The following is a 9,040-nucleotide window of genomic DNA, read 5'->3' on the forward strand; positions in this document are numbered from 1 at the left end:
TGAGCTTGCAGAATCCTCCTCACCCGCTGCGGTCCGAGCGAGCCGGTGCCCCGTCCTCCGACGGAACCCGCCGGCGCGCCCCCGCAGCCCGCCCACCACCGGCCGCACCGCTGCCGCCCGTGCCCGGGGGCCCGTGCGCCGCCGCCCGCCCCGAGAGGACCTCATGGACGCCCTGCTCGACTCGCCGCCCTGGACGAGCCTGTTCCCCGTGCACCCGGCCACCACCGACGCGCAGTGGTGGCGCACCGCGGTCGTCTACCAGGTCTACCCGCGCTCCTTCGCCGACTCCGACGGTGACGGCGTCGGGGACCTGCCCGGCATCACCGCGCGCCTGGACCACCTCGCAGCGCTCGGCGTCGACGCCGTGTGGCTCTCCCCCTTCTACACCTCCCCCCAGGTCGACGCCGGCTACGACGTCGCCGACCACCGGGACGTCGACCCGGTGTTCGGCACCCTGGCCGACTTCGACGCGATGCTCGCCCGCGCGCACGCCCTGGGCCTGCGCGTCATCGTCGACGTGGTCCCCAACCACACCTCCGACGAGCACGCCTGGTTCCGCCGCGCGCTGGCGGCACCGGCGGGTTCCGCGGAACGGGCCCGGTACGTCTTCCGCGACGGGCGTGGAGCACAGGGGGCCGAGCCGCCGAACAACTGGCGCTCCATCTTCGGCGGCCCCGCCTGGACCCGGGTGGCGGAACCGGACGGCACGCAGGGCCAGTGGTACCTGCACCTGTTCGACGCCCGTCAGCCCGACCTGGACTGGACGAACCCCGAGGTGCGCGGCGAGTTCGAGGAGGTGCTGAGGTTCTGGCTGGACCGCGGCGTCGACGGTTTCCGGGTGGACGTCGCCCACGGTCTGGTCAAGGCCGACGGGCTGCCGGACTGGGACGGCACCACCGCGATGGTGGAGGGCGGTGCGGACGGCACCACCGGGCCCATGTTCGACCAGGAAGGCGTGCACGAGATCTACCGCTCCTGGCGCGCGGTGCTGGACGCCTACCCCGGCGACCGGGTGCTCGTGGCCGAGGCGTGGCTCGACTCGCTCAGCCGCACCGCCCGCTACGTCCGTCCCGGTGAGATGCACCAGGCGTTCAACTTCGCCTACCTCACCACCCCCTGGGACGCCGACCGCAACCGGCAGGTCGTCGTGGACTCCCTCGCGGCGTCCGACGCCGTCGGCGCGCCGACGACGTGGGTCCTGTCCAACCACGACGTCGTGCGGCACACCTCCCGCCTCGGCCTGGCCGACGCGGGTTCCCTGCCCAAGGGGATCCGCGCGCTCGACGAGCAGCCGGACGCCGAACTCGGCCTGCGCCGAGCACGGGCCGCCACGCTGCAGATGCTCGCGCTGCCCGGTGTGGCCTACCTGTACCAGGGGGAGGAGCTGGGCCTGCCCGAGGACACCGCCATGCCCGACGAGGCCCGGCAGGACCCGGCGTGGTTCCGCAGCGGCGGGCTCGAAGCCGGCCGCGACGGTTGCCGCGTCCCGCTGCCGTGGTCGGCGGACGGACCCGCCCACGGGTTCTCGCCCACCGGCCGCTCCTGGCTGCCGCAACCGCCGTCGTTCGCGCGCCACGCCCTGGACGTGCAGCGGGGGGTGCCCGGCTCCACCTACGAGCTGTACCGACGGGCCCTCGCGCTGCGCCGGCACCTGCAGCTGGCCTCCGGTTCCCTGGACCTGGTGGAGCTGGCCGGGGTCGGCACCTCGGACGCCGTGGCGCTGCGCAACCGGGACGTCCTCGTCGTGACCGTCCACCGCGGCGCGCCGGTGCTGCTGCCGGCCGGTTGCGACCTGCTGATCGCCAGCGACGACGTCGCGCGGGACGAGGCGGGATCCCTCGTCCTGGAACCCGGCACCACCGCGTGGGTGCTGCCGCCGCGCGCCGCCCGGCTGCCCCACGCCCGCACCACGGGCTGAGGGCCCGCCGGTCGGGTCAGGAGGTGCCGCGCGCCACCAGCTCCTCCAGGGTGGCGCGCGCGCCCCTCTCGTGCAGGGACGCCAGCGTCGCGGTGTACTCGGCGACGAACCGCTCGTCGTCGACGAGGTCGCCGAACAGGCCGCGGTCGGCGATGAACGCCGTCGGCTCGGCGCGGTTGCGCTGGGCGGTCGCCACCAGGCGCCCGGCGAGGCGGTCGGAGACCTCGATCGGGTTCCCCTGCTCGTCCACCCCCTCGGCGTAGCGGGCCCAGCTCGCCACCACGGCCGCACCGCGGAAGAACTCCCCGCCGTGGGCGAGCTGGTGGCGCACCACCGGCAGCAGCCACTTGGGGATGCGGTCGGAACTCTCGTTGCACAGCCGCGCCACGGTGTCGCGCACCTCGCCGTTGGAGAACCGGGCGATCAGCTCGCGCCGGTAGGCGTCCAGGTCCGTGCCCGGCACCGGCGGCAGGGTCGGGGTGCCCTCCCGCTCCATGTACGCCAGCAGGAACCGCGCGAACAGCGGGTCCTGCACCACCTCGTGCACCAGCCGGTACCCGGCCAGGTGCCCGAAGTAGCACAGCGCCTGGTGGCTGGCGTTCAGCAGCCGCAGCTTCATCAGCTCGTACGGCTCGACGTCGTCGACGACCTGCACGCCGGCGTCCTCGTAGGGCGGCCGCCCTTCGGTGAAGTCGTCCTCCAGGACCCACTGCGTGAACGGCTCGCACACCACCGGCCAGGCGTCGTCCACGCCGAAGCTCTCGCGGACCTCGGCGCGGTCGTCGTCGGTGGTGGCGGGGGTGATGCGGTCCACCATGGAGCTGGGGAAGCGCACGTTCTCCTCCACCCAGGCGCCCAGCTCTCGGTCCCTGGCCCACGCGAAGGCGGTGAACACCTTGCGCGCCACGTGCCCGTTGCCCTGGATGTTGTCGCAGGACATGATCGTGAACGCCGGCAGGCCGCGGTCGCGGCGGCGGCGCAGCGCCTCGGTGACCAGGCCGAAGCTGGTGCGGGCCGCCGCCCCGCCCACCAGGTCGGCGGCCACGTCCGGGTTGTCCAACAGGAACTCACCCGTGACGTCGTCGACGTTGTAACCACCCTCGGTGACGGTGAGGGAGACGATGCGGATGCGCTCGTCGGCCATCGCCTCGATCGCCGCCTCCGGGTCCTGCGGGGCCAGGGTGAAGTCCAGGATCGAGCCGATCACGCGGGGCTCGCGCGTGCCGTCCGGGTGCTTGAGCACCAGCGTGTACAGCCCGCCCTGGCGGTCCAGGACCTCCTTCATCCGCGCGTCGTGCGGCAGCACGCCGACGCCGCGGATGCCCCAGTCCAGCGCCTTCCCCTGCTCCATGAGCCGGTCCAGGTACATCGCCTGGTGCGCGCGGTGGAACCCGCCCACGCCGAGGTGCACGATGCCCGGGGTGACGGCCGAGCGGTCGTAGGTGGGCACCGGCACCCGTGCCCCGACCGCCGCGAGGTTCTGCGGCGACAGGGCGACGGCGGACGTGGTCGAGGTCACTTGACGGCTCCGAGGGACAGGCCCTGGACCAGCTTGTCCTGGGCGGCGAAGCCGGCGACGAGCACCGGCAGGGAGATCACGGTCGCGGCCGCGCACAACTGCGCCAGGAACAGGCCCTGGCTGGTGACGAAACCGGTGAGGAACACCGGTGCGGTGCCCGCGACCGTCGCGGTCAGGGTGCGCGCCAGCAGCAGCTCGTTCCAGCTGAAGATGAAGCAGATCAGCGCGGTCGCGGCGATGCCCGGCACCGCCACCGGCGCCACCACCGAGCGCAGCGTGCGGATCAGCCCGGCGCCGTCGATGGAGGCGGCCTCCAGCATCTCCACGGGGACCTCGGCGAGGAACGAGCGCATCATCCACACCGCGATCGGCAGGTTCATCGAGGTGTACAGCAGCGACAGGTAGGTGATGTTGTCCAGCAGGCCGGCGTAGCGGGCGAACAGGTACAGCGGCAGCACGGCGGCGACGATCGGCATGAACTTCGTGGACAGGAAGAAGAACATGACGTCCGTCCAGCGCTTGACCGGCCGGATGGACAGCGCGTAGGCGGCGGGCATGGCCAGCAGCAGCACGATGATCGTGGAGACGACCGAGGCGGACAGCGAGTTGATCAGCGGCGGCCACGGGCCGGCCTGGAAGAAGCTGCGGTAGCCCTGCAGGGTCAGCTCCGCCGCGATCGAGGGCGGGTTGGTGGCCGCGTCGGTCTCGGAGTGGAAGGAGGTGAGCACCATCCACAGCACGGGGGCGACGAAGAGCAGCCCGACGATCCAGGCGAGCAGCCCCCACAGCGGGTTGCCGCGGTTCAGCTCGCGGGCCCGGCGCTCGCGCCGGCTGGTGGGGACGTGCCCGGCGCTGGGACGGACCTCGGCGGCACGGCCGGTGGTGGTGCTCATCGGGCTCCCTCCTCCTTGAACATGGTCGAGACCACCCGCAGCGCGAACGTGGCGATGATGATCGTGCCGATGACGACGACGACACCCATCGCCGAGGCGAGCCCGTACCGCCCGGCCTGGAAGAACGTCTGGTAGATCGTGTAGGGCAGGTTCGCCGTTCCCAGCGCGCCGGAGGTGATGGTGAAGACGGCGTCGAAGTTCTGCACGATGTAGATGGCCCCGAGCAGGCCGCCCAGCTCCAGGTACTGCCGCAGGTGGGGGAAGGTCAGGTAGCGGAAGATCTGCCACCCGCTGGCGCCGTCCATGCGGGCGGCCTCCTCCGCGTCGGCGGGCTTGGACTGCAGGCCCGCCAGCAGGATGAGCATCATGAACGGGGTCCACTGCCAGATGAGCGCCGCCTGGATCGACATCATCGGGGCGACGGTCAGGTACTCCGGCTGCGGCGCGTCTTCGCTGCCGAACACGCCCCACACCCAGTTGAGCACGCCGTTGAGCAGGCCGTAGGAGGGGTTGAACAGCGCGTGCTTCCACAGCAGCGCGGCGGCGATGGGGACCACGAGGAAGGGGGCGATCATCATGGTGCGCACCGCGCCTCGCCCGAAGAACCTCCGGTCCAGCAGCAGGGCGATCAGCATGCCCAGCACGAGGCTGACGCCCACGACGACGACGGTCAGGACGATCGTGTTCCAGACCGACTCGCGCAGCCGGGCGTTGGTGAAGACCTCCGCGTAGTTCTCGACGCCGATGAAGTCGCGCTGGCCGGGGCGCAGCGCGTTCCAGTTCGTGAACGAGATGACGATCGTGGTCAGGAACGGGAGCTGGGTGGTGAGGAAGAGGAAGATGAACGCCGGCATCAGCGGTGCCCGGCGGGCCCAGTTCGAGATCCTGCGGGCGCCGGTGGTCGAGGTGGTCGGCGGAGGGGTGACGGCGGTGCCGGCCGCCGGCCGCCCCCTCGGGGTGTCGGTTCCCGTGCTCATCGGTGTGCTCCTGCGGGAGTGGGTTGCGCCAGGCGGTGGCGAGGGGTGCGCGGCCGGTGCGGGCCGGTGCGGGGGCCGCCCCGCCGCGGGCGGCGGCGGGCCGGCCTGGAGCTCACTGCCGGGTCACTCCTGGTAGACCTCGGTCACCTGCTCCGTGGCGATCTGCTGACCCTGCGCCAGGGCGTCGGGCACGGTCGTCTGCCCGGCGATGGCGGAGCTGACCAGCTGCGAGACCTGGGTGGCCATCGCCGCGAACTCCGGGATCGCGACGAACTGGATCCCGGGTGCCGGGCGCGGCTGCACGCCGGGGCTCTGCGGGTCGGCGGTGAGGATCGCGTCGCGGGTCGCCTCGTAGAAGGGGGCGGCGGCCTGCTGGTACTGCTCGTTCTCGTACGTCGAGCTGCGCTTGCCGGAAGGCACCTTCGCCCAGCCGAGCTGCTCGCCGACGAGCTCCTCGTACCCCTGGCTGGACGCCCAGGAGATGAACTCCCACGCGTCCTCCTTGTTCTGCGAGGCCTCCTGGACGCCCCACGCCCAGGTGTACAGCCACCCGGAGGCGTCGGTCTCGACCACCGGTGCGGCGACGTAGCCGATCTTGCCGGCGACGGGAGACCCCTCGGCCTCCAGCGAACCGGCGGCGGAGGTGGCGTCGTACCACATCGCCACGTTGCCCTGGGTCATGTTGTTCAGGCACTCGGTGAACCCGGCCTGCGGGGCGCCGGCCTCGCCGTGGGCGCGCACCAGGTCGACGTAGAACTGGGTGGCCTCGGTGAACTCCGGCGAGTTCACCTTGGCGGTCCAGTCCTCCTCGAACCAGGTGCCGCCGAAGGTGTTGACCACCGTGGTCAGCGGCGCGAACACCTGCCCCCAGCCGGGCTGGCCGCGCAGGCAGATGCCGCGCATGCCGGGCTGGACGTTGTCGACCTGGGCGGCGAGGTCGGCGACCTGCTGCCAGGTCGGGTTCTCGGGCATGGTCAGGCCGGCCTGCTCGAACACGTCCTTGCGGTACATGAGGAACGACGACTCGCCGTAGAAGGGCTGGGCGTAGACGGAGCCGTCCTCGCCGGTCAGTGAGGACTCCATCGCCGGGAGGATGTCGTCCTGGTTGAACTCCTCGTCGCCCTCCAGGTACTCGTCCAGCGGCGCCAGCCAGCCGTTCTGCGAGTAGAAGGGCACCTCGTAGTTGGAGATCGAGGCCACGTCGTACTGCCCGGCCTGGCTGCTGAACTCCTGGGTGATCCGGTCGCGGACGTCGTTCTCCGGGAGCACGGTGAAGTTGACCTCGATGCCGGTCTCGGCGGTGAAGTGCTCCTCCGTGAGGTTCTCCAGGTCCACCATCTGCGGGTTGTTGACCATGATGACGCTGATGCTGCCGCCGTCCTCTCCGCCCTCGTCCCCGCCGCCCGCGTTCCCCCCGCCGGCGCCGGCGCAACCGGCCAGCAGGACCGTTCCGCTGAACGCCGCCGCCAGCGCCAGGCGCCGCGTGTGCCCTCCGAGCATCGTGCCCTCCGTGTCTTCGTCGACCGGTTCCCGCGGAGCCCTGGGGAGGTGTCCCGGCTGGTGCTCCACCCCGCTCATGTGAGCGGGTAGTTCTCAGTTGTGCGATAGTGGCGCTCATCACGACGAGCTGTCAACCGGCCGCGCCCGTGCGCGGCCGGCTGCGGCGACGAGGAGGACGCGATGGCGAAGGCGCTCGCGCGGGGAACGACCACCAGCGGGCTGGCCCTGGCCGCCGCCGTGGCCCAGCGCTTCCACCTCGAGGGGCGGACGAAGGTCGACATCGCCCGCGACCTGGGGATCAGCCGGTTCAAGGTGGCCCGGCTGCTCACGGAGGCCGCCGACGCGGGCCTCGTGCAGATCCGCGTGCTCGTCCCGCCCTCCGTCGACGGCGAGCTCGGCGAGGCGCTGCGCACCCGCTTCGGGCTGCGCGCCGCCTACGTGGTGCGCGCCGACGGCGACTCCGTGCCCGCCCGGCGGCGTGCCGTCGCGCAGTTCGCCGCCGGGCTGCTGGAGGAGACCGCCCTGCCCGAGGACGTCGTCGGCCTGGCGTGGGGGCGCACCGTCTCCCAGCTCGTCGCTGCGCTGTCCGCGCCGCTTCGCACCCGCTTCGTGCAGCTCGCCGGCGCGCTGCCCCGCCCCGACGTCGAGGGCAGCGCCGTGGACCTGGTGCGCCGCGCCGCCGAGGCCACCGGCTCCACCGCCGCCACGTTCTACGCCCCGCTGGCCGTTCCCGACGCCGCCACCGCCGACAGCCTGCGCTCCCAGCCGGAGATCGCGCACGCGCTGGCCGAGCTCGACACCCTGACCCGCGCCGTCGTCTCCGTCGGCGCCTGGCGGCCGGGGGAGTCCACCGCCCTGGACTCCCTCGACGCGGGCACCGGCGCGCACCTGGCGCGCGCCGGTGTCGTCGCCGAGGTCACCGGCGTCCTCGTCGGCGCCGACGGCTCCGAGGTCCCCGGGCTGGCCGACCGGGTGGTCGGGGTCACCGGTGAGCAGCTGCGCCGCGCCGGCGACGTGGTCGCCATGTCCTGCGGGGACGTGGCCGCCCGCGCCCCCGCCACGGCCGCCGTGCTGCGCAGCGGCCTCGTCACCACCCTCGTCACCCACACCGAACTGGCGCGGGAGGTCCTGGACCTGCCCTGACCCCCGCGGGTGACGGGGCCGGGTTCAGAACCCGGCCACCTCGTGCGGCTCGTAGGGCGCCTCCAGCTCGGCGACCTCCTCGTCGGTCAGCTCCAGCTCCAGCGCGGCCACGGCGTCGTCGAGGTGGTGCGGCTTCGTCGCCCCGACGATCGGGGCGACGACCACGGGGTTGCGCGCCACCCACGCCAGCGCCACCTGCGCGCGCGGCACACCCCGGCGCTCGGCGACCCGTGCGACCGCCTGCACGATCCGCTCGTCGGAGTCGCGGTACAGCGTCTTGCCGAACTCGTCGCGCTCCGAGCGGTTCGTCGCCGCGTCCCAGTCGCGGGTGAGCTTGCCGCGCGCCAGTGGGCTCCACGGGATGACGCCGACGCCCTCGTCCGCGCACAGCGGCAGCATCTCGCGCTCCTCCTCGCGGTAGAGGAGGTTGTAGTGGTCCTGCATGGTGGCGAACCTCGTCCAGCCGTTGGCGTCCTGCAGGTGCAGGGCCTTGGCGAACTGCCACGCCCACATCGACGAGGCGCCGATGTAGCGGGCCTTGCCGGCCTTCACCACGTCGTGCAGGGCCTCCAGGGTCTCCTCGACCGGGGTCGTGGGGTCCCAGCGGTGGATCTGGTAGAGGTCGACGTGGTCGGTGCCCAGGCGGCGCAGCGATGCGTCGACCTCGGTGAGGATCGCGTGCCGGGACAGGCCGGCGCCGTTGGGGCCGGGACGCATCCGCCCGTGGACCTTGGTGGCGATGACGACCTCGTGGCGCGGCACCGCCTTGAGCAGGACGTTCCCGAGGATCTCCTCGGAGGAGCCGTTCGAGTAGACGTTCGCGGTGTCGAAGAAGTTCACCCCGGCGTCCAGCGCCCGGTGCAGGAAGGGGGCGCTGTCCTCCTGCGGCAGCGTCCAGGGGTGCCCGCCGCGCTCGGGGTCGCCGTAGCTCATGCAGCCCAGGCAGAGGCGGGAGACCTCCAGGCCGGTGGAACCCAGCTTCACGTAGTCCATGCCGCCGATCCTGCCCCGCCGCGACCCGTCCCGCCCCTCCTCCTAGTGATCTTGCACGGTTGAATGGTCAATCGTGCAAGTTGACCGGGGGGTGGGG

7 protein-coding genes are annotated in these 9,040 nt (G+C 72.6%); 2 read left to right on the forward strand and 5 right to left on the reverse strand.

What is annotated here, in order from left to right:
- Window positions 1-163 precede the first annotated feature (163 nt).
- Complete coding sequence (locus ACRYR9_RS13950) at window positions 164-1,918, forward strand: glycoside hydrolase family 13 protein (protein WP_432494546.1); 1,755 nt, start codon at window positions 164-166, stop codon at window positions 1,916-1,918.
- A 16-nt stretch (window positions 1,919-1,934) separates the two neighbouring features.
- Here ACRYR9_RS13950 and ACRYR9_RS13955 read toward each other — a convergent pair whose 3' ends face one another.
- From ACRYR9_RS13955 to ACRYR9_RS13970, 4 genes are all read right to left on the reverse strand, one after another.
- Window positions 1,935-3,437: a mannitol dehydrogenase family protein gene (locus ACRYR9_RS13955; RefSeq protein WP_432494548.1), complete on the reverse strand. Its 1,503-nt coding sequence runs from the start codon at window positions 3,435-3,437 to the stop codon at window positions 1,935-1,937.
- Complete coding sequence (locus ACRYR9_RS13960) at window positions 3,434-4,330, reverse strand: carbohydrate ABC transporter permease (RefSeq protein ID WP_432494550.1); 897 nt, start codon at window positions 4,328-4,330, stop codon at window positions 3,434-3,436. Before ACRYR9_RS13960 ends, ACRYR9_RS13955 begins: the two co-directional genes overlap by 4 nt.
- Window positions 4,327-5,307, reverse strand: a complete 981-nt coding sequence (locus ACRYR9_RS13965; RefSeq protein WP_432494552.1) for a carbohydrate ABC transporter permease — start codon at window positions 5,305-5,307, stop codon at window positions 4,327-4,329. Before ACRYR9_RS13965 ends, ACRYR9_RS13960 begins: the two co-directional genes overlap by 4 nt.
- A 123-nt stretch (window positions 5,308-5,430) precedes the next feature.
- The gene (locus ACRYR9_RS13970; RefSeq protein ID WP_432494554.1) at window positions 5,431-6,807 is read right to left on the reverse strand and encodes an ABC transporter substrate-binding protein; all 1,377 of its coding nucleotides are present in this window, start codon (window positions 6,805-6,807) and stop codon (window positions 5,431-5,433) included.
- 180 nt (window positions 6,808-6,987) lie between these two features.
- On the opposite strand from ACRYR9_RS13970, the gene ACRYR9_RS13975 reads away from it, so the two are divergent.
- Window positions 6,988-7,950: a sugar-binding transcriptional regulator gene (locus tag ACRYR9_RS13975; protein WP_432494556.1), complete on the forward strand. Its 963-nt coding sequence runs from the start codon at window positions 6,988-6,990 to the stop codon at window positions 7,948-7,950.
- Window positions 7,951-7,974: 24 nt separating this feature from the next.
- Here ACRYR9_RS13975 and ACRYR9_RS13980 read toward each other — a convergent pair whose 3' ends face one another.
- A complete protein-coding gene (locus ACRYR9_RS13980; RefSeq protein ID WP_432494558.1) occupies window positions 7,975-8,943 on the reverse strand; it encodes an aldo/keto reductase in 969 nt (322 codons plus the stop codon).
- Window positions 8,944-9,040: the final 97 nt, after the last annotated feature.

The organism is Kineococcus auxinigenes, assembly GCF_050871525.1.
GTDB lineage: Bacteria > Actinomycetota > Actinomycetes > Actinomycetales > Kineococcaceae > Kineococcus.

Coding starts and splice junctions, on each gene's coding strand:
- ACRYR9_RS13950 (WP_432494546.1), top strand. CDS start 164: ATGGACGCCCTGCTCGACTCGCCGCCCTGGACGAGCCTGTTCCCCGTG.
- ACRYR9_RS13960 (WP_432494550.1), bottom strand. CDS start 4,330: ATGAGCACCACCACCGGCCGTGCCGCCGAGGTCCGTCCCAGCGCCGGG.
- ACRYR9_RS13965 (WP_432494552.1), bottom strand. CDS start 5,307: ATGAGCACGGGAACCGACACCCCGAGGGGGCGGCCGGCGGCCGGCACC.
- ACRYR9_RS13970 (WP_432494554.1), bottom strand. CDS start 6,807: ATGCTCGGAGGGCACACGCGGCGCCTGGCGCTGGCGGCGGCGTTCAGC.
- ACRYR9_RS13975 (WP_432494556.1), top strand. CDS start 6,988: ATGGCGAAGGCGCTCGCGCGGGGAACGACCACCAGCGGGCTGGCCCTG.
- ACRYR9_RS13980 (WP_432494558.1), bottom strand. CDS start 8,943: ATGGACTACGTGAAGCTGGGTTCCACCGGCCTGGAGGTCTCCCGCCTC.